Origin of the sequence: Chitinophaga sp. ARDCPP14, from assembly GCF_051362515.1 — a bacterium.
Taxonomy (GTDB): domain Bacteria; phylum Bacteroidota; class Bacteroidia; order Chitinophagales; family Chitinophagaceae; genus Chitinophaga.
Genome location: NZ_JBKIXB010000004.1, coordinates 292489 through 314313, shown reverse-complemented (window position 1 = coordinate 314313; position 21825 = coordinate 292489). Strand labels below are relative to the sequence as shown.

20 protein-coding genes are annotated in these 21825 nt (G+C 47.2%); 17 read left to right on the top strand and 3 right to left on the bottom strand.

The genetic code is table 11. The features are described 5' to 3' along the window. The first annotated feature begins 29 nt into the window (after window positions 1-29). The 8 genes from ACLHR0_RS13710 to ACLHR0_RS13675 all read left to right on the top strand — a co-directional run bounded on the left by ACLHR0_RS13710 (window position 30) and on the right by ACLHR0_RS13675 (window position 9246). Window positions 30-830, top strand: coding sequence for an SDR family NAD(P)-dependent oxidoreductase (locus ACLHR0_RS13710; protein WP_436487287.1), 801 nt, complete (start codon window positions 30-32; stop codon window positions 828-830). A gap of 9 nt (window positions 831-839) precedes the next feature. Next, on the top strand, window positions 840-1979 hold the full coding sequence (locus ACLHR0_RS13705) for an NAD(P)/FAD-dependent oxidoreductase (RefSeq protein ID WP_429050908.1): 1140 nt from the start codon (window positions 840-842) through the stop codon (window positions 1977-1979). 406 nt (window positions 1980-2385) lie between these two features. After that, window positions 2386-4071 (top strand): sodium/sugar symporter, encoded by a 1686-nt coding sequence (locus ACLHR0_RS13700; RefSeq protein ID WP_429050906.1) that lies wholly within the window; start codon window positions 2386-2388, stop codon window positions 4069-4071. 95 nt (window positions 4072-4166) lie between these two features. After that, on the top strand, window positions 4167-5645 hold the full coding sequence (locus ACLHR0_RS13695; protein WP_436487284.1) for a xylulokinase: 1479 nt from the start codon (window positions 4167-4169) through the stop codon (window positions 5643-5645). Window positions 5646-5691: 46 nt separating this feature from the next. Next, window positions 5692-7020: a xylose isomerase gene (gene xylA / locus ACLHR0_RS13690; RefSeq protein WP_429050904.1), complete on the top strand. Its 1329-nt coding sequence runs from the start codon at window positions 5692-5694 to the stop codon at window positions 7018-7020. Between the two features lie 110 nt (window positions 7021-7130). Further along, window positions 7131-8084 (top strand): aldose 1-epimerase, encoded by a 954-nt coding sequence (locus tag ACLHR0_RS13685; RefSeq protein ID WP_436487281.1) that lies wholly within the window; start codon window positions 7131-7133, stop codon window positions 8082-8084. Window positions 8085-8162: 78 nt separating this feature from the next. After that, entirely contained in the window at window positions 8163-8348 is a 186-nt protein-coding gene (locus ACLHR0_RS13680; protein WP_429050900.1) for a CsbD family protein, read from the top strand. 181 nt (window positions 8349-8529) lie between these two features. Continuing rightward, on the top strand, window positions 8530-9246 hold the full coding sequence (locus ACLHR0_RS13675; protein WP_429050898.1) for a carboxypeptidase-like regulatory domain-containing protein: 717 nt from the start codon (window positions 8530-8532) through the stop codon (window positions 9244-9246). Window positions 9247-9322: 76 nt separating this feature from the next. Here ACLHR0_RS13675 and ACLHR0_RS13670 read toward each other — a convergent pair whose 3' ends face one another. Together ACLHR0_RS13670 and ACLHR0_RS13665 are read right to left on the bottom strand one after the other, a co-directional pair. Continuing rightward, window positions 9323-10456 carry a S1C family serine protease gene (locus tag ACLHR0_RS13670; protein ID WP_436487277.1) on the bottom strand — a complete coding sequence of 378 codons (1134 nt, stop codon included), beginning with the start codon at window positions 10454-10456 and terminating at the stop codon, window positions 9323-9325. Further along, entirely contained in the window at window positions 10431-11006 is a 576-nt protein-coding gene (locus ACLHR0_RS13665) for an RNA polymerase sigma factor (protein ID WP_436487275.1), read from the bottom strand. The genes ACLHR0_RS13670 and ACLHR0_RS13665 overlap by 26 nt, the downstream gene beginning before the upstream one ends. A 131-nt stretch (window positions 11007-11137) precedes the next feature. Between ACLHR0_RS13665 and ACLHR0_RS13660 the strand changes: the two genes are divergently transcribed. The 8 genes from ACLHR0_RS13660 (at window position 11138) to ACLHR0_RS13625 (ending at window position 19345) form a co-directional block, all read left to right on the top strand. After that, a complete protein-coding gene (locus ACLHR0_RS13660; protein ID WP_370912372.1) occupies window positions 11138-11371 on the top strand; it encodes a hypothetical protein in 234 nt (77 codons plus the stop codon). A gap of 574 nt (window positions 11372-11945) precedes the next feature. Further along, window positions 11946-12770 (top strand): prephenate dehydratase, encoded by an 825-nt coding sequence (locus tag ACLHR0_RS13655; RefSeq protein ID WP_370912373.1) that lies wholly within the window; start codon window positions 11946-11948, stop codon window positions 12768-12770. A gap of 8 nt (window positions 12771-12778) precedes the next feature. Continuing rightward, window positions 12779-13942 carry a pyridoxal phosphate-dependent aminotransferase gene (locus tag ACLHR0_RS13650; protein ID WP_370912374.1) on the top strand — a complete coding sequence of 388 codons (1164 nt, stop codon included), beginning with the start codon at window positions 12779-12781 and terminating at the stop codon, window positions 13940-13942. Next, window positions 13939-14781, top strand: coding sequence for a prephenate dehydrogenase (locus ACLHR0_RS13645; RefSeq protein WP_370912375.1), 843 nt, complete (start codon window positions 13939-13941; stop codon window positions 14779-14781). The genes ACLHR0_RS13650 and ACLHR0_RS13645 overlap by 4 nt, the downstream gene beginning before the upstream one ends. A 33-nt stretch (window positions 14782-14814) precedes the next feature. After that, window positions 14815-15918, top strand: coding sequence for a chorismate mutase (locus ACLHR0_RS13640; protein WP_227024498.1), 1104 nt, complete (start codon window positions 14815-14817; stop codon window positions 15916-15918). 75 nt (window positions 15919-15993) lie between these two features. Next, entirely contained in the window at window positions 15994-17019 is a 1026-nt protein-coding gene (gene aroB / locus ACLHR0_RS13635; RefSeq protein WP_436487272.1) for a 3-dehydroquinate synthase, read from the top strand. A gap of 39 nt (window positions 17020-17058) precedes the next feature. Beyond that, a complete protein-coding gene (gene aroA / locus ACLHR0_RS13630; RefSeq protein WP_370912377.1) occupies window positions 17059-18321 on the top strand; it encodes a 3-phosphoshikimate 1-carboxyvinyltransferase in 1263 nt (420 codons plus the stop codon). A gap of 22 nt (window positions 18322-18343) precedes the next feature. Next, entirely contained in the window at window positions 18344-19345 is a 1002-nt protein-coding gene (locus ACLHR0_RS13625) for a chorismate synthase (RefSeq protein ID WP_436487271.1), read from the top strand. A gap of 419 nt (window positions 19346-19764) precedes the next feature. Here the strand turns inward: ACLHR0_RS13625 and ACLHR0_RS13620 are convergent, their stop codons facing one another. Beyond that, complete coding sequence (locus tag ACLHR0_RS13620) at window positions 19765-20484, bottom strand: FKBP-type peptidyl-prolyl cis-trans isomerase (protein WP_436487270.1); 720 nt, start codon at window positions 20482-20484, stop codon at window positions 19765-19767. Window positions 20485-20620: 136 nt separating this feature from the next. Here ACLHR0_RS13620 and ACLHR0_RS13615 point away from each other — a divergent pair, with 136 nt between their 5' ends. Next, window positions 20621-21805, top strand: a complete 1185-nt coding sequence (locus tag ACLHR0_RS13615) for an acyloxyacyl hydrolase (protein ID WP_436487268.1) — start codon at window positions 20621-20623, stop codon at window positions 21803-21805. The last annotated feature ends 20 nt before the right edge of the window (window positions 21806-21825 follow it).

The following is a 21825-nucleotide window of genomic DNA, read 5'->3' as shown; positions in this document are numbered from 1 at the left end:
TTTTTATTTTTGGTCTAAAATATAAGATCATGGAGCTTAATTTAAAAGGAAAGGTAGCCATCGTTACCGGTGGCAGTAAAGGTATAGGCAAAGGGATCGCGGCGTCTTTGTTGCAGGAAGGCGCTACTGTAGTGATCACCGCCCGTAATGCCGATGAACTGGAAGATACAGCCGCTATGTTCCGCCTGCAGGGACTGGACGTGCTGGCGGTGGTAGCAGATATGACAAAAGAAGCGGACCTGCAGCAATTGGTCACTACCACGGTGCAGCAGCTCGGTCACATCGATATCCTCGTAAATAACGCCGGCGGTATAGACGCATTCGGTCCGTTGGACACCATCAGCATGCCGCAGTGGCGGCAGGTATTTGAAGTCAATTTCTTCGGCTTGGTAGCGCTCACCCAGCTGGTAATTCCTCACATGAAAAAGCAGGGTGGCGGCAGGATCATCAACATCTCCTCCGAAAATGCGGAACAGCCGGACCCCAACATGGGCCATTACAATGCTACAAAGGCCGCATTGAATAACTATTCAAAAACGCTGTCGCAGAATTACGGAAAAGATAATATCCTGGTAAACACCGTTTCGCCGGCATTTATCAAAACACCACTGGTAGATGAAATGCTGGAAGGCATCTCAAAAGAAAAAAATATTTCTATCGCCGAAGCTGCCAAAGAATTCCTGAAAGAAAACCGTCCCTACCAGGTGTTGGGCCGCCCCGGCACCCCGGAAGAAACCGGCAGCATAGTGGCGTTCCTGGCTTCTGATCACGCCTCCTTCATCACAGGCGCGGTATTCCGGGTAGACGGCGGATCTGTAGGCACTGTATAAATATCAAGTATGTTAAGTTTCTGGGAGAAGGAAAGCTTGTTGCAATACGACTATATCATTATCGGCAGCGGTATCGTTGGTCTGTCGGCTGCCATCAGCCTGAAAGAAAGAGCGCCCGGCTGCCGGGTACTGGTGCTGGAACGGGACATTTTGCCCACCGGCGCCAGTACCAAAAATGCCGGCTTCGCCTGCATCGGAAGCCTCACCGAAATACTGACCGATCTGCAAACAATGCCCACAGATGCGGTGAGGGACCTGGTCCGGCTGCGGCTGCAAGGCTTACGCCTGCTGCGCAGCCGCCTCGGCGATACCACCATCGGCTACCAGGAAAATGGCAGCCATGAACTGATTGGCCCCCGCGAAGAATGGGCCCTGCACCAGCTCCCGGAAGTAAATCACATCCTGGGTGAGCTCTTCAACGGAGAACCCGCATTCACGCTGGCAAACGACCGTCTTCCTGCTTTCGGTTTTGCCTCAGCATATGTAAAAGCACTTATCCGCAATAATTTTGAGGGTGAACTGCATACCGGCAAAATGATGCGGGCGCTGATCGATACAGCTGTATTAAAAGGAGTGGAAATTAAAACCGGTTGCACCGTGAAAACAATAGACGATTTTCATACAGGTGTGAACGTTATCGTGCCGCATCATACCCTGGAAGAAGATATTGCCTTTTCAGCCCGTAAGGTGCTCATCTGCACCAATGCCTTTACCCGCCGGCTGCTCCCGGAGGAAGAAGTAGTGCCCGGCAGGGGACAGGTGCTGATCACCACACCGGTAAAAGACCTGCCCTTTAAAGGCGTTTTCCACATGGAAGAAGGATATTATTATTTCAGGGAACTGGAAGGAAGGGTACTGCTTGGCGGTGGCCGCCAGCTCGACTTCGCCGGGGAAACTTCCACCGACTTCCGGTTCAACGACCGGATCCAGCACGAACTGGAAGTATTGCTGCGCACCGTAATACTGCCCGGCAGAGAGGTAACCATAGCCGACAAGTGGACGGGTATCATGGCTTTTGGTAAAACAAAACAACCTATCGTAAAAGCACATACGAATAATGTGATCATGGGCGTACGCATGGGAGGAATGGGAGTGGCCATCGGTTCTGTAATCGGGGATAACATCGCTGTAATGGCACTGGAGTCCTGAAGGCGCCCGCGGGATTTGCCCCGACCTGCCCATTGATTAAAATGTTTTTTCCCGACGGAGCGGAAAAACTTGCTTCCCGGTTTTCTGTGCTCTATATTTATTTTTTATTTCCACGCTACCAGGCATTCAGTTGACAATTCCCCACCCCCATAAAGGAAAGGAAATCAACCTGGAAGATATTTTATTCCGTTCACAGGTACCTTTTGTGAAAGTAAAGGGTATCAATTGTTTCTTTTTACATAAATGCACTATGATGAGCAATTTAAATGTATAGTTTTAACACCCGGTAAACCGCGGCAGCCCTCGCGTTTTTTTATTTCACGCAAAAAAAACAATTGTAAGCGTATTTTTTACATTTATTATGTATATTGATCCGCTAAATTTTTTATAACCACGTTTGAACGTTATGCAAACAAAATCCTTACACATCTTTGATTACCTGGTATTCCTGGTATATTTTTTAATAGTGGCTGGTTATGGTTACTATATCTATCAGAAAAAGAAGAAGACCACAACGGATTCCAAAGACTTTTTCCTGGCAGAAGGTTCCCTTACCTGGTGGGCTATCGGCGCATCGCTCATTGCTTCCAATATTTCTGCGGAGCAGTTTATCGGGATGTCCGGAAACGGATTCAGTATGGGGCTGGCCATATCCACTTACGAATGGATGGCGGCTGCTACGCTCATCGTGGTGGCAGTATTTTTCCTGCCGATTTACCTGAAAAATAAGATCTATACCATGCCCCAGTTCCTGGAACGCAGGTATAATCAAACGGTAAGTACCATCATGGCCGTTTTCTGGCTGTTATTGTATGTGGTGGTAAACCTTACTTCTATCCTGTACCTTGGCGCCCTCGCGGTGTCCACGATCTCCGGTATTAACTTCTATGTGTGTATGGTGGCGCTGGCCTTCTTCGCCATCCTCATTACACTGGGAGGGATGAAGGTGATCGGCTACACCGATGTGATACAGGTGTTTTTCCTTATCCTCGGCGGATTAGCCACTACCTACCTGGCATTACAGCTGGTGTCTGAGCACTTCGGCGAAAAAGGCGTATTAAGAGGCTTCTCCCTGATGACGCAACATGCCAGCGATCATTTCCATATGATCCTTCATAAAGAAAATCCCAAGTACCTCGATCTGCCCGGCCTGAGCGTGCTGATAGGGGGGATGTGGATCGTAAACCTGAATTACTGGGGATGTAATCAGTATATTACGCAGCGTGCATTGGGTGCGGATCTGAAAACTGCCCGTCAGGGATTACTGTTTGCAGGCTTCCTGAAACTCCTGATGCCGGTGATCGTAGTATTACCTGGTATTGCGGCTTATGTACTGTATGCCCAGAATCACGGCGACTTTGCACAATCCATGATGAAAGGAGGTTCCCTGAACCCGGATAACGCTTACCCGGTATTGCTCAATCTCCTGCCTTCCGGTTTAAAAGGACTCGCGTTTGCTGCTTTAACAGCTGCGGTGGTGGCTTCCCTGGCAGGTAAAGCCAACAGTATTTCCACCATTTATTCCCTGGATATTTATAAGAAGATATATAACAAAGATGCCGATGAAAAGAAGATCGTAGGCGTGGGCCGTGCTGTGGTAATTATCACCATGATCATCGCAATCGTGATCTCCAACTTCCTTGGCATAGATAAAAAAGGTGGTTTCCAGTTTATCCAGGAATATACCGGCTTTGTTTCTCCGGGCGTATTCGCCATGTTTGCCCTCGGGTTTTTCTGGAAACGGACAACCTCCAGCGCAGCCATGTTTGCGATGATTGGTGGTTTACTCCTTTCCTTCTTCCTGAAGTTTATGCCGGCATGGGTGAACCTGGAACCTTTGCATCAGCTTGGCTTTGCCGCACTGAACCCGGACAGCGGGTTATACGAAATGGCTTTCATCGATCGTATGGGACTGGTGTTTGTAGTGTGCGTAGTAGGTATGATCATTATCACGTTGTCGGATAAACGCAGTGTGAACAATCCGAAAGGACTGGCTATCGATGCCAGCATGTTTAAACCCAACCTGGGCTTTACGGTGGGCGCCTTACTGATTGTTGGTATCCTTATCGCCTTGTACACTGTATTCTGGTAATAAGAACATTTTATTATTTTGGTATCCGGATATTTTAGGACATTTTCCTGTCGTAAAATATCCGGTCCTTTTTCAGATTGTTAATTTCTCACGTTATGTACTTTATAGGATACGATATTGGGTCATCATCTATCAAAGCAGCATTGCTTAACGCTGACACCGGCGCCTGCGTGGCCACCGCCACCTGCCCCGAAAAAGAGATGGCCATTGATGTACCACACGCCGACTGGGCAGAACAAGACCCCGAGAGCTGGTGGAAGGAAATTGTTCACGCTACGGAACTGCTGCTGAACCGCTTTACAGTGGATCCTGCACAGATCAAAGGAATAGGTATTGCCTACCAGATGCACGGATTGGTGTGTGTGGATAAACAACAGCAGGTGCTGCGCCCGGCCATTATCTGGTGCGACAGCCGCGCTGTAAATACCGGCAATACTGCCTTTAAAGCACTTGGCGAACAGTACTGTCTGGAGCACCTGCTGAACTCACCCGGTAATTTTACCGCCTCGAAGCTTCGCTGGATCCAGGAAAATGAACCGCATATTTATGAACGCATTCATAAAGTAATGTTGCCCGGCGATTTCATTGCCATGAAATTAACCGGCGAAGCCTGCACCACCATCTCGGGCTTATCAGAAGGTACCTTCTGGGATTTTGAGGAAAATGCAGTTTCCAAATCATTACTGAAATATTATAACATAGACGAACAACTGCTATCTGCCATCGTACCTACGTTCGGCATCCAGGGCCAGCTTACAGCGGCTGCAGCTGCTACACTGAAACTGGCGCCCGGCACACCGGTTACCTACCGCGCCGGCGATCAGCCTAACAATGCTTTTTCTCTCAATGTGCTGCAACCCGGTGAAGCCGCCACCACGGCAGGAACCTCAGGCGTTGTATATGCCGTGCACGATAAAAACAGCTTCGACCAGCAAAGTCGCGTCAACACGTTTGTGCATGTGAATAACGACCACGCCCATACGAGAAATGGGGTGCTCATGTGCCTCAATGGTACCGGCATTGCCAACAGCTGGCTCAAAAACCTGGTAGGTGATATCACGTATCCCGAAATGAATACCCTGGCGCAACAGGCGCCGATAGGCGCCAACGGCCTGCAGGTATTTCCTTTTGGCAATGGTGCGGAACGTATCCTGGAAAACAGGAGCCTCGGCGCTACCCTCCGCAACCTTGAGTTCAACCGCCACAGCCGCGCGCACATTATGCGTGCCGTACAGGAAGGCATCGTGTTTGGTCTCAACTATGGCATGGATATCATGGCTGAAATGGACCTCAGCATCCATCGCGTAAGAGCCGGACATGCCAACATGTTCCTCAGCCCCTTATTCCGGGAAGCTTTTTCCAATACCGCCAATGTTGTGATAGAACTATATAATACAGATGGAGCACAGGGCGCAGCCCGCGGCGCAGCAATAGGCGCCGGTTATGTTAGCATGGCAGATGCTTTCCGTGGCATGGAATGCCTCGCAGTAATAGAACCGGATCCCGCCCTGCAATCACAATACCGGGATGTTTATGGCAACTGGCTGAACGGTCTTCGTACCCTGATGCATTAACGGAAACATATAAGTAGATCTGGCATTTTAAAAAACCATATTAGTTATGAGTATTACATTAGGAAACAACGAGTATTTCAAAGGGATTGGTAAAATACAGTTTGAAGGACCACAGTCAGATAACCCGCTGGCGTATAAATGGTATGATGAAAACCGCCTCATCGCGGGTAAATCTATGAAAGAACTGTTCCGTTTTGCCGTGTCCTACTGGCATACCTTCTGCGGAACAGGTGGTGATCCTTTTGGTCCTGGTACCAAACAATTCCCCTGGCTCGCTTCCCCGGATGCGAATCAGAGTGCTAAAGACAAGATGGACGCAGCTTTTGAGTTCATTACCAAAATGGGGCTTCCTTACTACTGCTTTCATGACATAGACCTGGTAGACGAAGGCGCCAACATCGCAGAATATGAAAGCCGTATGCAGCAGATCGTTGCCTATGCTAAACAGAAACAACAAGCCAGCGGTGTAAAACTGTTATGGGGCACTGCCAATGTATTCAGTAACCCGCGCTATATGAACGGCGCTGCTACCAATCCTGATTTCGCCGTATTGGCCTATGCAGGTACCCAGGTGAAAAATTCACTGGATGCCACCATCGCACTGGGCGGCGAAAACTATGTATTCTGGGGCGGTCGTGAAGGATATATGACCCTGCTCAACACCAATATGAAACGCGAACAGGAACATCTGGGCCGTTTCCTGGGCATGGCCCGCGATTACGCGAGGGCACAGGGTTTTAAAGGCACCTTCTTTATTGAGCCTAAACCCTGCGAGCCTACCAAGCACCAATACGATTATGATGCCGCCACAGTGATCGGCTTCCTGCGCCAGTTTGGTCTCGATAAAGATTTCAAACTGAACCTCGAAGTAAACCACGCAACACTGGCTGGCCATACCTTCCAGCACGAACTGCAGGTGGCAGTAGATGCGGGGATGCTGGGCAGCATCGATGCTAACCGCGGGGATGCGCAAAATGGCTGGGATACCGATCAGTTTCCCACCAACCTCAACGACCTCATTGAAAGCATGCTGGTTATTCTCGAAGCTGGCGGATTTGCCGGCGGCGGCGTAAACTTCGACGCAAAAACCCGTCGTAACTCCACCGACCTGGAAGACATCTTCCACGCACACATAGGTGGCATCGATACTTTCGCAAGAGCTGCTATTGTTGCAGAAAAAGTATTGACCGCCACACCGTATAAAAAATTCCGCCAGGACCGGTACGCGTCTTTCGACAGCGGTAAAGGACAGGAATTTGAAGCGGGTAAACTTACATTGGAAGACCTCCGCAATTTTGCAGTGGCAAATGGAGAGCCTAAACAAACCAGCGGCAAACAGGAATGGCTGGAAAACCTGATCAACGCAAGCATCTAATATACTATTGGGATTTTTCTTTGGATTACCGGTAGCAACAAATGGCTGTTACCAAATAATCCCAAAGTAAAATCCCAAAATGTTTTATTTTTCTTCCAAAATAATGAACAATGAAATTTGGCATCCATTCTTTTCAAGAGGCAGGATTTGACATCATTGCGCTCCAGGATCTCGAAGCAGGTACACAGGTGGAAATAATTCCTTCTTTCGGCGCACTGCTGCACGCTTTCAAAGTAAAGCATACAACAGGACCACTGAATCTGATAGATAGTTACAAAGATATCGCCGACCTGGAAGCAAATCTCCGCACCAGCTTCAAAAGCGTAAAACTTAGTCCCTATGCATGCCGCATGAAGGATGCACAATATACCTGGGAAGGCAAACCCTACACTATCCAGAAAACATTGGCACCCGGAAATGCCATCCACGGCTTATTATATGATGCGCCCTTTACCGTAACAGCGCAACAGGCAGATGACCAGCAGGCATCGGTAACCCTTACCCATCATTTTAAACAAACCGATGATGCAGGGTACCCCTTTGCATACGACTGCATCGCTACCTTTACCCTGCGGGCCGGCAACGACCTGCAGCTGAATACCACGCTCGTGAATAAGAGTGGCGTTGCCATTCCCGTGATGGATGGCTGGCATCCATACTTCAGCACAGGTACACCGGTAGATGAGCTGGTACTTACCTTCGCTTCCAAAGAAATAGTGGAGTTCAATGAAAAACTGCTGCCTACAGGAAACGTTTTGCCATATACCGAATTTGTTGAAGGAAAGGTGTTGAAAGACGTGGAGCTGGATAATTCTTTTGTACTGGATCTCACAAAGCCACAACCGCTGGCCACGATCCACGATCCGAAGAAAAATATCAACATTGCCTTCTATCCCGAAAATAGCTATCCCATCCTGCAGATATATATTCCACCGCACCGTACCAGCATCGCTGTAGAAAACCTCAGCGGCGCGCCGGACGCCTTTAACAACGGACTCGGACTGGTTCAGCTGGCTGCCGGCGAAAGCAGGGTTTTCAGTACCCGCATCCAGGTATCTTTATAAAATAAGGGTGATGGCATATTCTTTGGCTCTTCATGTTCATAAGCAACCCGATTATATCACCATATAAATTGAAAGATTATGGACAAGTTACAGATCAAAGGAAAGTGGAACGAAATAAAAGGTACCCTGAAACAAAAGTATGCAGACCTGACCGACGATGACCTGTTGTACGAAGAAGGACAAGAAGATAAATTGATCGGAAAACTGCAGCAGAAATTGGGTAAAAGCCGGGACGAAGTGATCGATTTACTGAAGTCTGCCTGATTGGTACAACCTGAAATTTTAAATACAGCGATCCTTCCGCCCCCGGGGTGGAAGGATTTGTTTTTAAAACACCGTGGCATTTTCTTTAATTTGTACTTCATTAGGGTAGATGAACAATGTCTATACTGATCTGTTTGTAAAGAATGGAAGGGATTCGGCTGTAAAAATTATTATATTTTATATGAAGGTTTTCATGCGCATCATAGCACTAGGCTGTATATTCAGTATGGCATTTGCTCCAAAGGTACAGGCCCAGGTAACTGTTACCGGGATGATTTCAGACAGCAACAAGCTGGTGCTGCCCTACGCCACCGTCAGCAATCTCAACTCCGGGAAGCGGTCGCTTTCTGACCAGGGAGGGTATTACAGGATATCAGCCTCCCGCAACGACCGGCTCCTGGTTACTTTCGTAGGGTACAAGCCGGATACGATCATTGTTACCCAAACTTCCGGTACTCAAACCATTAACGTGGTGATGGAATCTGCCGGTAAGTTCCTGAAAGGAGTGGAAATCACCTCCCAGTACAGTCCTTACCAGATAGATTCAATGGAAAGACGTAACCAGTACGGCTATATCCTGGATAATCCAAACAAGCCATTGGCTGGCGGTAGTACGCCTGAAGGTGCTGGTATTGTGTTTAGTCCGATTACCCGTTTCTCCAAAAAAGAAAAACAAAAACGGCAGTTTAAAGAGAATTATGAGAAGATGGAAAAGGAGAAGTTTATAGACTCCCGCTTTACACCGGTATTGGTAAGCCGGGTAACAGGGCTTAAAGGCGACTCACTCCAGTTGTTTATGAGGGATAATTATCCTGATTATAATACCATGCGTACCATTAATAACAACGATCTGTTGTACTGGATTACTGATAAATACAAATCCTGGTTGAAGAAATAACCAGGCTGGAACATAAAAAAGCGCGGGATATAACAATCGTTATATCCCGCGCTTTTTTATGTTAATAGGTGTTGGTTCAATTATACACCTTCACCATATATACAAAGTCCTCCAGCTTCCTAATCTGATCTACCCGGTTCATTCCTTCCAGGCGGCTCTTATGATTCCAATCCTTCCTGGTTTGTTTGTCTTTTGGCATCTCATCCAGCAGGTGTTTGAGGTGGGCAGATTTTACCGCAAAGGCAATACCATCGGAAGTAGTTTGTTTGCCGGTTACTATTCCTACTACATCTCCTTTGCTATCCAGCAGGGGAGCACCGCTGTTGCCCGGGTTCACCGGGATAGATACCTGGTAGGCAGTGGTATCCCCGTTAAAACCTGTTTTGGCGCTGATATAACCTTTGCCATAAACAATTTCATCGCGGGGGAATCCCATGGTGAATACTTCTTCGCCCAGTTTTACGCTCTGTGGTTTCAAAGCATAAGGCAGGGGCTGACTTTTAAAAGTAGAATCTGCAATTTTCAGTATTGCCAGATCACTGGAAATATCTTCAAATATGCTGATGGCTTTAAAAGCCTCTCCTTTATTATTCTGAACATATACGGAGTCGGCGCCGGCTACTACATGATAGTTGGTAACGATATAGCCATTACCGGATACCGCGAAACCAGTACCTCCATAAGTGCCGGGGTTTAACGGAGCCCGGCTCTTGCTGTTCATATCGTTGATGAGTGCATTCTGGGAACGCTGAATATTATTCAGTACCCTTCTTACATCTTCGTATTGTGCAGTTGATTTACTTTTAGATACATTCTGTATGATCGCAATGGTGGATAAAGAAGTAACCAGTGCTATACAGGCAGCGGCAGCCAGGTTCGTAATGGTTCTGCGGCGGATGGTTAATCTTCTTGCAGTCTGGTTTTCTTCCTGTGCCTGTTTGCGGAGGCTTGGCATATCCAGTTGTTGATGTATCTGGTTGAGCTTTGCCTGTAACTGCTGGCGTTTGCCGTAATTGCCCAGGTGCTGAAGGAACAGTTGATGTTCTTCTACCTGTTTGTTAATCAAGGGATTGGTATGACGTAAAGTTTCGAAAGCAGTTTTCTCCTGTTCGCTCATTTCCCCTTCCAGGTAACGCTCAATTTCACGTAATAAGATCATGTCTTCTTTCATGGCTGCTTTCTGCTTATAGTGGTGTTTTGTATTGATCAAAAAATAACTTCTTCAACCGCATCAGGCACTTATACTTCTGGTTCTTGGCGTTTTCAGCATTGGTGTATCCGAACTTTTCTGCTATTTCCTGCATAGATTTTTTATGCAGATAATAATCTTCCAGGATGGTTTGGCAGGGTTGACCAATATTGCTCATCGCGCCTTCCATGATCCTGAATTCCTGATCCTTTGCATCGTGCTCTTCCAGCTCTTCCGTAGCCGGAATCACTTCTTCCAGTTCGGGCGTTAAAGCATATAATCCGTAGGTACGTTGAACTTTTTTAAGCCACAGATGGCGGCAAACCGAATAAAGAAAGGTTTTTAGCCTGCTGCTTAAAGTAAAATCACTGGTTTGTACCTTTTCATATAATACTATAATGGCCTCCTGGAACACATCTTTTGCGTCATCTTCGGAGCCATTATGCTGAAGGATCATTCGTAATACCACCGGAAAATTCTCAGAATAGATGATTTCCAATGACTTATCCTCGCCTTTTGCCAGTCCCAGCAATAATTCCCGGTCTCTTGTTATGTCTTGATTTTGCTTCACTCTTAATACAGTTATTAGGCATTTGGTAACCCAAAGTAGCGAAAAAAAATATTTTTAAAAGTTTGGGTTACCTTTTAGGTGATCCCGGTATAAAGGTTAAATCATTCAAAAACAACTTAAATAATTGTAACATGAAGAACGTAATCAAAATTGGTTTCTTAGCTCTGTCTTTCGGTCTGTTCGCAGTTGCTTGCGGTGGTGCAAAAACTGAAAATGGTACTGACTCTACTGCTAGCGCTGCTGGTGCTTCTATCGATTCAGCTGCTCAGGTAGCTACTTCAGCTGTTGACTCTGTAGCTGACGCTGCAAAAGCAACTGTTGATTCTACTGCTAAAACTGTTGATTCAGCTGCTGCTCATCACTAATCTGACTTTAGAATTTATAATTAACCGTTCCGGCTTAGCCTGAACGGTTTTTTTATGCCCTGTTTTTGGTTACGGAAATATGTTTCTTTGAAAGTTATTCAATAAAGGACCTTTATTATTAAAAAAAGCATATTTTTTGATATTAGCCCTTGGATAATTAAAATCGTGCCGTATTTTTGTCCTACACTCAAAACGAGTAACAAATAATAATATGACGCAGCAAACCTCTTTCGGCTTTTTTAGCTTTTATTATTTCTGGTACCAGAAATAGGGAGGTCGTTTGTAAAAGATAAAAGAACTACAAAAAGGCCTTCCGGAACCGGAAGGCCTTTTTTAATACCATGACCGGCAGTGGATGCCAACAAACAAATAAGTACATGTTACAGCCAGTTTCAGGCAAATACTTTTTTTATTACTTCTCTTACTTCTTTTATGCGAAGAAGCAGGGGACTCGTTTGCAATAACATACTTACATATAAAAGTACAGCGCAAAGGGTCCCGGATCGGGACCCTTTCTGTTTTAAATAGCTAGTTGCTGTAGCAACTATAACTGAATAAAATCAATCACATACACATGAAAATTGCCATACAGGGGTTTGAAGGGTCTTTTCACCAGGTTGCTGCCCAGGGGTATTTCGGTAAACAAACTGAAATAGAATGCTGTGCCTCCTTTGCAGAACTGGTTAAAAAAGCAAAACAACAAACCGATGTGGATGCAGGTATGATGGCCATCGAAAACTCAATTGCCGGTAGCATCTTACCAAACTACAGTCTCATTAAAAACTCCGGTCTGCATATCACCGGTGAAATTTATCTCCAGATCAATCAGCACCTCATGGTGTTGCCCGGGCAAACAATGGAAGATATCAGGGAGGTGCATTCTCACCCGATGGCCCTTTTGCAGTGTATGGATTTCCTGGAAAAATACCCGCATATCAAACTGGTGGAAACAGAAGATACCGCCCTCAGTGCCAAGCACGTAAGACAGAAGAAACTGAAAAGTACGGCTGCTATTGCAGGTAAGCTGGCCGCCGAAATCTTTGAACTGGATATCATAGCGCCTAATATCCACACCAATAAAAATAACTATACCCGCTTTCTGGCTGTATCCCGTACGCCCATCGCTACGCCGGAAGATGCCAACAAAGCATCTGTATACTTTCAAACAAGCCACGACAGGGGCAGTTTGGCTAAAGTACTTACCCAGATTGCAGTGGCCGGCATCAACCTGTCGAAGCTGCAATCCTTTCCGATTCCGGCAAAAGAATGGAATTATTACTTCCACGCCGACATGGAATTTGATAACGCCGCTCACTTCGAAAAAGCATTATCGAAAATAGAGCCACTCACAGAACACCTGAAAGTGCTGGGTATTTATAAAAAAGGAAAAACACATTAATCAGTTTTATGCAGATACAGGTTGCTAAAAGATTACAAGGCACAGAAGAATACTACTTCTCCAAAAAGCTCAGGGAAATTGAGGAAATGAACCAAACCGGCACAAAGGTGATCAACCTCGGTATCGGAAGCCCCGATCTGCCTCCTCATCCTTCAGTGGTGGCTGCATTGAACGAAAATGCCGCTTTGCCGAATACGCACAACTACCAGGGATACAAAGGCATTCCCGCCCTGCGTAAAGCGATGGCAGACTGGTATCAACGCTATTACAACGTAACCCTGAACCCCGATACGGAAGTATTGCCGCTAATAGGTTCCAAAGAAGGGATTATGCATATCTGCATGACTTACCTGCAGGAAGGTGATGAGGCCCTGATCCCTAACCCGGGTTACCCTACCTACCGCTCCGCAGTGAACCTGAGTGGCGCTACTGTTGTTGATTATGACCTGACAGAAGAAAACAGCTGGCTGCCAGACCTGGATGCCCTGGCACAAAAAGACCTGAGCCGCGTGAAACTGATGTGGGTAAACTACCCGCATATGCCTACCGGCGCAAAAGTAAACAGGGAATTTGCCGCAAAGCTCATCGCTTTCGCCAAACAACATAATATCCTCATCTGTCATGATAATCCGTACAGCTTCATCCTGAATGAACAACCCGAAAGCCTGCTGCAGTTTGAAGGTGCAAAAGATGTGGTGCTGGAGCTGAACTCCCTCAGCAAATCATCCAATATGGCCGGATGGCGTATCGGTATGCTGGTGGGCAAGGCAGAATGGATTGCACAGGTGCTGCGCTTCAAAAGCAATATGGATTCCGGTATGTTCCAGCCTATGCAGATGGCCGCTGTAAAAGCACTGCAGCTGGGAAAAGACTGGTACGACGACTTAAATAAAATTTACCGTGCACGCAGGGAAAAAGTATTCCAGTTACTGGATCTGCTGCATTGCACCTACGATAAAAACCAGGTGGGCATGTTCGTTTGGGCGAAGATACCATCCACTAACGAGAACGGATATACGCTCACTGATGAAATACTGCAGAAGGCACGTGTATTCATTACTCCGGGAGGAATATTCGGAAGTAACGGTAACGGCTATATCAGGGTGAGTTTATGCCAGGATGAAAAGGTTTTCCAGGAAGCGATAGAACGTATCAAAACCAACGTAAAATGATTGCAACAATAATAGGAACGGGTTTAATCGGCGGCTCGCTCGCCATCACGCTGAAGGAAAAAGGCGTGGCGGAGCGGATCATCGGGGTGGATCAGAACCAGGAGCACCTGCAACGGGCACTGGAACTGAACATCATTGATGAAGGCGCGAGCCTGGAGGATGCCATGAATCGCTCCGGCCTGGTAATACTGGCCATCCCGGTGGATGCAGTGCTGCAAGCCCTGCCTGCCATCATGGATAAAGCGCGCCCCGGCCAGGTGATTATGGATGTAGGTTCTACCAAAGAAAAAATACTGCAACTCGTTGCCGGTCATCCCAACAGAGGACGCTTTGTAGCGGCTCACCCGATGGCCGGCACCGAGTATTCCGGCCCCGATGCTGCTGTACGCAATCTCTTCGTTAACAAAACGATGGTGCTCTGCGATGTGAAAAACAGCGATGAAGACGCACTTGAAGTAGTGGAAAACATGGTAGACCGGCTGCAGATGCGCACCGTATATATGAATGCGGAAGAACATGATCTGCACACCGCTTATGTATCCCACATTTCCCACATCACTTCTTTTGCACTGGCCTTAACCGTGCTGAAAAAAGAGAAGGAGTCAGGACGCATCTTCGAACTGGCGAGCGGTGGTTTTGAATCCACCGTGCGGTTGGCGAAAAGCTCCCCTGATATGTGGGTACCTATCTTCAAACACAACCGGAACAATGTACTTGATGTACTGGAAGAGCACATCAGCCAGTTACAGCAAATGAAAACATTGCTGGAAAACGAAGACTACGACACCTTTTACAAATTGATTCAAAAATCCAATAAAATCAGGAAGATCCTGAAATAACTAAATTCTGATAATCTACTTAACTTCAATACTATGGTACAGACAATGGAACAGATATTATCTAAAACAAAATTCTCCGATCCGTCTTCCGATAAAAAGCCGTTGATCATTTCCGGACCCTGCAGTGCAGAAACCGAAGAGCAGGTATTAGCCACCGCACTGGCCCTGCAGAAAACAGGTAAAGTGGACGTTTTACGCGCTGGTATCTGGAAACCCCGTACCCGCCCCGGTTCTTTCGAAGGCATCGGTACAAAGGGATTGGCATGGCTGCAGAAAGCCCGTGAAATCACCGGCCTGCCACTGGCGGTGGAAGTAGCTACTGCCAAACAAGTGGAAGACGCGCTGCATTTCGGTGTGGATATTCTGTGGGTAGGCGCACGTACTACCGTAAACCCTTTCTCTGTACAGGAAGTAGCCGATGCACTGAGAGGTGTGGACACTACCGTTTTAATTAAGAATCCTATCAATCCTGACCTGGAACTGTGGATTGGCGCCGTGGAAAGAATCCAGAAAGCAGGTATCAATAAAGTTGGTTTAATTCACCGTGGCTTCTCCAGCTATGGCAACACCCAATACCGTAATGCACCCATGTGGCACCTGGCTATTGAGCTGAAACGCCGTATGCCTGAACTGCCAATGATCTGCGATCCTTCGCATATCTCCGGCCGCCGCGATATCCTGCAGGAAGTTTCCCAGGAAGCAATCGACCTCGACTACGATGGTCTGATGCTGGAAACACACGTAGATCCGGATAACGCATGGAGCGATGCTAAACAACAGATCACGCCTGAAAAATTAGCAGACCTGCTGGATGGTATCACCTGGAGAAGAGAACATTCCGATAAAAAAGATTTCAACTCCGCACTGGAAAAACTGCGCGCGCAGATCAACCAGGTAGATGATGAAATTATGCTGTTGCTCGGCAACCGTATGAAAATTGCAGAAAAGATCGGTGTGTACAAGAAAGAAAATAACATCACCATCCTGCAAACAAACCGCTGGAATGAAATCCTGGACCGCGCTGTGTCTAAGGGTGAGAAGCTGGGTCTGACCAAAGACTTCATCGTGAAGTATTTCGATGCAGTTCACCTGGAATCCATCAACCGCCAGAACAAAGTAATGAACGAAGATAAGTAGATCCATCAGCCGCCGGCTGTTGGACAATCACAACAGCCGGCAGTAGTTTTTCTGACAGCTAAAGCTAATCGCTCCATGCTCATACAAACCCACCAGTTTCAACAACAGGAAACGACCTATTTTTTAGGAGCAAGCCTGATGGAGTTGGGCAATCATGTAAACCGTCACAGGGCTATACTGGTAATTGATGAAAATGTAGAATACTATCACGGTCATCATCTGCACAACTGGAACAAAATTGTGGTGCCCTCCGGGGAAGAATTAAAGAATATGGCTACGGTAGATAAGATCATCGATGGTCTTATTGCTTACGAAGCCGACCGCAAAACAACGCTGGTAGGAATTGGTGGCGGAATGCTCACCGATGTGGCAGGATTTGCCGCCAGCATATACATGCGCGGCATTCCCTTTGGCTTTGTACCTACCACCTTATTAGCGCAGGTAGATGCCTCCATTGGCGGAAAGAACGGGGTTAGTCATGGTAAACAGAAAAACCTGCTGGGCATTATCCGTCAGCCGGAGTTTATCCTCTTCGATTACACCCTGCCCCTCACCATGCCGGCAGAAGAATGGCACAACGGTTTTGCTGAAATTATCAAATACGCTTGTATCATGGATGCCACGCTGTTTGATTATCTCGAAAATAACAGGGAGAAAGCACTGGCCCGTGATGTGGAAGTACTGCAATACCTGGTGGAAAAATCGGTAGCAGCAAAAACGAAAGTAGTACTGGAAGATGAGCTGGAAATCGGCCCCCGCAGATGGCTCAACTTTGGTCATACCCTCGGGCATGCCGTGGAAAAACTCGAACATATAGCGCATGGTAAAGCCGTAGCGATAGGAATGGTAGCAGCTGCCCGCTTCTCGGAAAAGCTGATGAACCTGCCGGCAGATCAAACCATCCGCCTGATAAAACTGATCAGCGATTACCAGCTGCCCGTAGCTTTTAATTCAGATAAAGACGCGGTGTTCGACATCTTTAAACTGGATAAAAAACGGGAGAAAGATGTAATACATTTTGTGTTGCTGGAACAGATCGGGAAAGCAACCACCATGCCCGTTCCCATTGCAGAACTGAAGTTGTTACTGCAGGAATTGTAAATTTTTTTCTAATCAATTAAAGGCAGACGAAATATACATATGCAAGTTACTGTATCACCAGCCATCATTAAAGGCACAGTTACGGCCAATCCTTCCAAAAGCGCCATGCAACGCGCTGTGGCAGCAGCTTTGCTGGCAAAAGGGAAGAGTATTATCCGTAATCCCGGCCTGAGCAATGATTGCCTGGCAGCACTGGAAGTAGCCGAAAACCTGGGTGCTAAAATCAAACGGGAATACGACTATTTCGAAATCACCAGCAACGGTGTAGCACCGTTTTATGATGAAATCAACTGCGGCGAATCCGGTTTGGGTATCCGTATGTTTACACCCATCGCAGCGTTGTCGTCACTGCCCATCACCATAGAAGGCCACGGTAGTTTAACTACCCGCCCGATGGATTTCTTTGAAGAAGTATTACCACAACTGGATGTAAAGTGTTCCACGCAGGGCGGTAAATTGCCGCTGCATATCGAGGGCCCGTTACATCCGAAAGATATTACGATTGATGGTTCTCTCAGCTCTCAGTTCCTCACCGGCCTGCTCATGGCCTACGGTGCTGCCGCAGAAAATGTAACGATCACCGTAACAGATTTGAAAAGCAAACCATACATTGCGTTGACCCTCCAACTGATGGCGCATTTTGGCGTTCAGGTGGAAGAAAAGAATTTTGAAACCTTTCATTTCGGAAAGAAACAGGCATATAACGCCTGCGACTATACGGTGGAAGGCGACTGGAGCGGCGCCGCATTCCTGCTGGTTGCTGCAGCAGTAGCCGGTAAAGCGGAAGTACAGCATCTCAACACCTCCTCTGCCCAGTCGGATAAAGCCATCCTGGAAGCATTGGAGAAAGCCGGGGCACATTTAATGTCCGGCGTATTCACCGTAAACATAGAAAAAGGCGGATTGAACGCATTTGAAATAGATGCCACCGACTGCCCCGATCTGTTCCCTCCGCTGGTAGCGCTGGCGGCTAACTGTAACGGTACTACGAAAATAAAAGGCGTTAGCCGTTTAGCCCATAAAGAAAGTGACCGTGGCTTAACACTACAGGCAGAATTTGGCAAGATGGGTATCAGCATTGACCTCGAAGGCGATATCATGCTGGTACATGGCGGCACCGGCATTAAAGGCGCACACGTACATTCACATAACGACCACCGTATTGCAATGGCCTGCGCAGTAGCTGCCCTCACAGCAGATGGCCCGGTGATCATCGACAATGCAGAAGCAATCAATAAATCCTACCCGGAATTTTATGACCACCTGGAATTGCTGGGTGGTAAAGTGGCAGTAACCGTATAATTTCACTTTAAATCATCAGCGTGTGAACAGTTTTGGCAGATTATTCAGGGTAAATGTTTTTGGAGAATCACATGGCGCCAGCGTTGGCGTAAATATAGATGGTATACCTGCCGGTATCCCGTTAAAGCAGGAAGATTTCCTGGCAGACCTGGAACGCCGTAAAGGCGGCTCCAGGGGCACTACGCCCCGCAAAGAGGAAGACCTGCCCTTTATCAAGTCAGGTGTTTTTAACGATTTCACCACCGGTGCACCGGTGACTATTCTTTTTGAAAATAACAATACCCGCAGTACTGATTACGAAAAGCTGCGGGAATTCCCACGTCCGGGGCATGCCGACTTTGTAGCTACCGAAAAGTTCGGCGGCTTTGAAGACTATCGCGGCGGCGGACATTTCAGCGGCAGGCTCACCCTCAACCTGGTAGCCGCCGGTGTAATCGCTAAAAAGATCCTGGGCGAAGAAATCCAGGTAAACGCTACTATCACGGAAGTAGGGGGCAACCCCGATCCGGAAGCCGGGCTGGAAGCAGCTATTGCAGCAAAAGATTCGGTAGGTGGTATCGTAGAGTGCGTAGTAAATGGCCTCCCCATTGGATTGGGCGAACCCTTCTTCGATTCGCTGGAATCCGCACTGGCGCATGCCGTTTTCGCGATTCCTGCTATCAAAGGCATTGAGTTTGGCGCCGGCTTTGCCGCCGCTAAAATGAAAGGACTGGAACATAACGATCCCATCGTCGATACAACCGGTAAAACAGCCTCCAATCACGCCGGCGGCGTAGTGGGCGGTATCACCAATGGCAACCCGCTGGTATTCCGCATCGCTGTGAAACCTACCTCCAGCACACCGAAAGAACAACAAACCCTCAACATAAAAAGCGGAGAAGTGGAAACTTTCAGCGTGAAGGGGCGTCACGACCTTTGCATCGCGCTGCGCGTACCAGTGGTACTGGAAGCGGTGACCGCTATGGTACTGGCCGACTTCTTCCTGCTGGAACAGCGCCGCCCGCGGGTGTTTAGAGCGGAGTAGCGCCTTCGGCGCTTTTAAATTGTCTTGGAGCAGGATTACGCTGATTATGCTGATTGAGATGATTTTCCCACCTTTTGTTGTTTGATATTTTGAGGGGAGATGAAAGTGGGTATTTGATTTTATTGATTTTTTGACTAAATATCTCGGGGAGATAACAGCAAAAACATTTGCTGCTATCTCCCCGAATTTTGTTAATCTGGTGGTTATAATAAAATCAAATATCCGCTTTTATCTCACCAAAATATTTTATTACAAAAAGGTAAAAAAAATCAATAAAATCAAATATCCGCTTTCATATCCCCTCAAAATATCAAACAACAAAAGGTGGGAAAATCATCTCAATCAGCATAATCAGCGTAATCCTGCTCCAAGACAATTTAAAAGCGCCGAAGGCGCTATGAAGGCGCCCACCCGCTGCATTACTGCTCTATCGCCAGCAGCTCCACATCGAATATTAACGCCGCTCCAGGGCCGATTTTCGGACCCGCACCACGGTCGCCGTACGCCAGCTCGGAAGGGATGAAAAGACGCCATTTGGAGCCCACAGGCATTAACTGGAGCGCTTCTGTCCAGCCTTTGATCACGCCGCCCACAGGGAAGGAGATAGGTTGTCCCCTGTCTACGGAGCTATCGAACACCGTACCATCGATTAAGGTACCGTGATAATGCGTTTTTACTTTATCGGCGGCTGTAGGTTTAGGGCCATTGCCTTCTTTCAGGATCTGGTACTGCAAACCATCAGGCAGTGTTACCACGCCTGGTTTTACTTTATTCTCCGCCAGGAATTTAAGTCCTGCTTCGCGGTTTTTGGCAGCTTTGTCTGCTTTCAGCTGCTGCAGATAATTACTTATGCTCATATCACATTGATCTTTTGACAGTGTTAATGGTTTATTCTTCAACACATCCTGTACCGCTTTGGACAGGAGGGCAGGATTCACATTTTCCAGTCCCTGGGCTTTGAGGTTTTCCGCAACACTCACCCCAATTCCGTAGCTCACGGAATCCAGTTTGTTTTTCAATACCGGCGACTTAACGGCTGTTTTGGCCACTGGCTTCTTAGGTGCAGGTTTAGCCTGACTGAAACCTTGTACGGATAAGCATCCCAGGGCTCCTATGAACAGGTATTTTTTGTACATCATAAATAATAGACAGAAATGTTAGTTAAAATAAGGCTTTTTAAAGATGCTGCAAGTTAATCAATATAATATTTCACAGGCAAGCCTTTTGCAGAGATGAACATTCGATTACGTTACCTTGTTTTCATCTGTTTTTATTATGTGGAAATTTACCCTGTTTGTTTTACTGTTATTTTACGGGAGATGCCTGCCGGCACAGGATACCACGGATTTGTGGAAAAAAGCCAGGTTGAATCCAAACCTGGGAAGACATAAGTTTATTGAACTGAAACTCCACGGGGGCACGCATCTTTATACCAGCGATGAGCTGAAAAACGCGCTGAACGACGGTTATAAGTCGCTGGAACTGAGAATGGGGTGGCAGTCGACCGGGGAAAAAGAGTGGCAGCGGGTATTCAACTATCCCAGTTATGGCATTGGATTCTACACCGGCGATATCGGTAACCCTACCATTCTCGGCAACCCCAGCGGGGTGTACGGTTTTTTTTATGCGCCCTTCCACCGCCGGAAAAGAAATCACTTTGAAGCGGGTCTGTCGCTCGGTATCACATACGACCTGAACCCTTACGACTCCACTACCAACCCGCTCAACGACGCCATCGGGTCTAAGCTGGATGCCTATGTTAATTTCAGCATCACCGGAGTGCTGAAAGTGTCGAATTCATTCGATTTTCTTTATGGCATTGATCTTACCCATTTTTCAAACGGGCGCACCCATACGCCCAACCTGGGGCTCAATATGGCGGGATTGAATATTGGCGTGCGTTATCATTATAATACCATCCGCAGTATCGTAAAGCAACAGATTGACCCCACATACGAAGCCGCACGCCGCCCTACATTCATTACAACGCCGGTGCCACCGCTGCAACGTTATCATGAAATCAGTTTATACGGCGCTTTTGGTGTAGTGCAGGCCTCCAGCGATGAAAAGCTGGAAGCCTTTTATGGCACCGCCTCCCTGATATTGGGTTATGATTACCGCTTCAGTCATAAAAGCAGCGTTGGCATTGGCATGGATGGTTTCTACGACGGTTCCTTGGGTTGGACCTACCAGCAGCGCTACGGCGAAGTTCGCCCCAGCGATAAAATGCTGATGGGCACACACCTGGCCTATGTATTAAATATTAAGCGTTTCCAGGTAAGGGCAGAGGTGGGTACTTACGTGTGGAAAAGAGATAATGAAAAAGGCGATTATTTTATGCGGCTGGCTATCCGTTATAACATTGCTAAATACGGCTTTTTACAACTCGGACTTAAAACCGTAAACGGAGCAGCTTCCGACTGGATCGAATGGGGAGGGGGTGGAAAAGTACGGTGGTAATAATACCGGGATGATGCCAT

Coding starts and splice junctions, on each gene's coding strand:
- ACLHR0_RS13685 (WP_436487281.1), top strand. CDS start 7,131: ATGAAATTTGGCATCCATTCTTTTCAAGAGGCAGGATTTGACATCATT.
- ACLHR0_RS13700 (WP_429050906.1), top strand. CDS start 2,386: ATGCAAACAAAATCCTTACACATCTTTGATTACCTGGTATTCCTGGTA.
- ACLHR0_RS13680 (WP_429050900.1), top strand. CDS start 8,163: ATGGACAAGTTACAGATCAAAGGAAAGTGGAACGAAATAAAAGGTACC.
- aroA (WP_370912377.1), top strand. CDS start 17,059: ATGCAAGTTACTGTATCACCAGCCATCATTAAAGGCACAGTTACGGCC.
- ACLHR0_RS13710 (WP_436487287.1), top strand. CDS start 30: ATGGAGCTTAATTTAAAAGGAAAGGTAGCCATCGTTACCGGTGGCAGT.
- ACLHR0_RS13675 (WP_429050898.1), top strand. CDS start 8,530: ATGAAGGTTTTCATGCGCATCATAGCACTAGGCTGTATATTCAGTATG.
- ACLHR0_RS13640 (WP_227024498.1), top strand. CDS start 14,815: ATGGTACAGACAATGGAACAGATATTATCTAAAACAAAATTCTCCGAT.
- ACLHR0_RS13660 (WP_370912372.1), top strand. CDS start 11,138: ATGAAGAACGTAATCAAAATTGGTTTCTTAGCTCTGTCTTTCGGTCTG.
- ACLHR0_RS13645 (WP_370912375.1), top strand. CDS start 13,939: ATGATTGCAACAATAATAGGAACGGGTTTAATCGGCGGCTCGCTCGCC.
- ACLHR0_RS13695 (WP_436487284.1), top strand. CDS start 4,167: ATGTACTTTATAGGATACGATATTGGGTCATCATCTATCAAAGCAGCA.
- xylA (WP_429050904.1), top strand. CDS start 5,692: ATGAGTATTACATTAGGAAACAACGAGTATTTCAAAGGGATTGGTAAA.
- aroB (WP_436487272.1), top strand. CDS start 15,994: ATGCTCATACAAACCCACCAGTTTCAACAACAGGAAACGACCTATTTT.
- ACLHR0_RS13655 (WP_370912373.1), top strand. CDS start 11,946: ATGAAAATTGCCATACAGGGGTTTGAAGGGTCTTTTCACCAGGTTGCT.
- ACLHR0_RS13620 (WP_436487270.1), bottom strand. CDS start 20,484: ATGATGTACAAAAAATACCTGTTCATAGGAGCCCTGGGATGCTTATCC.
- ACLHR0_RS13615 (WP_436487268.1), top strand. CDS start 20,621: ATGTGGAAATTTACCCTGTTTGTTTTACTGTTATTTTACGGGAGATGC.
- ACLHR0_RS13650 (WP_370912374.1), top strand. CDS start 12,779: ATGCAGATACAGGTTGCTAAAAGATTACAAGGCACAGAAGAATACTAC.
- ACLHR0_RS13705 (WP_429050908.1), top strand. CDS start 840: ATGTTAAGTTTCTGGGAGAAGGAAAGCTTGTTGCAATACGACTATATC.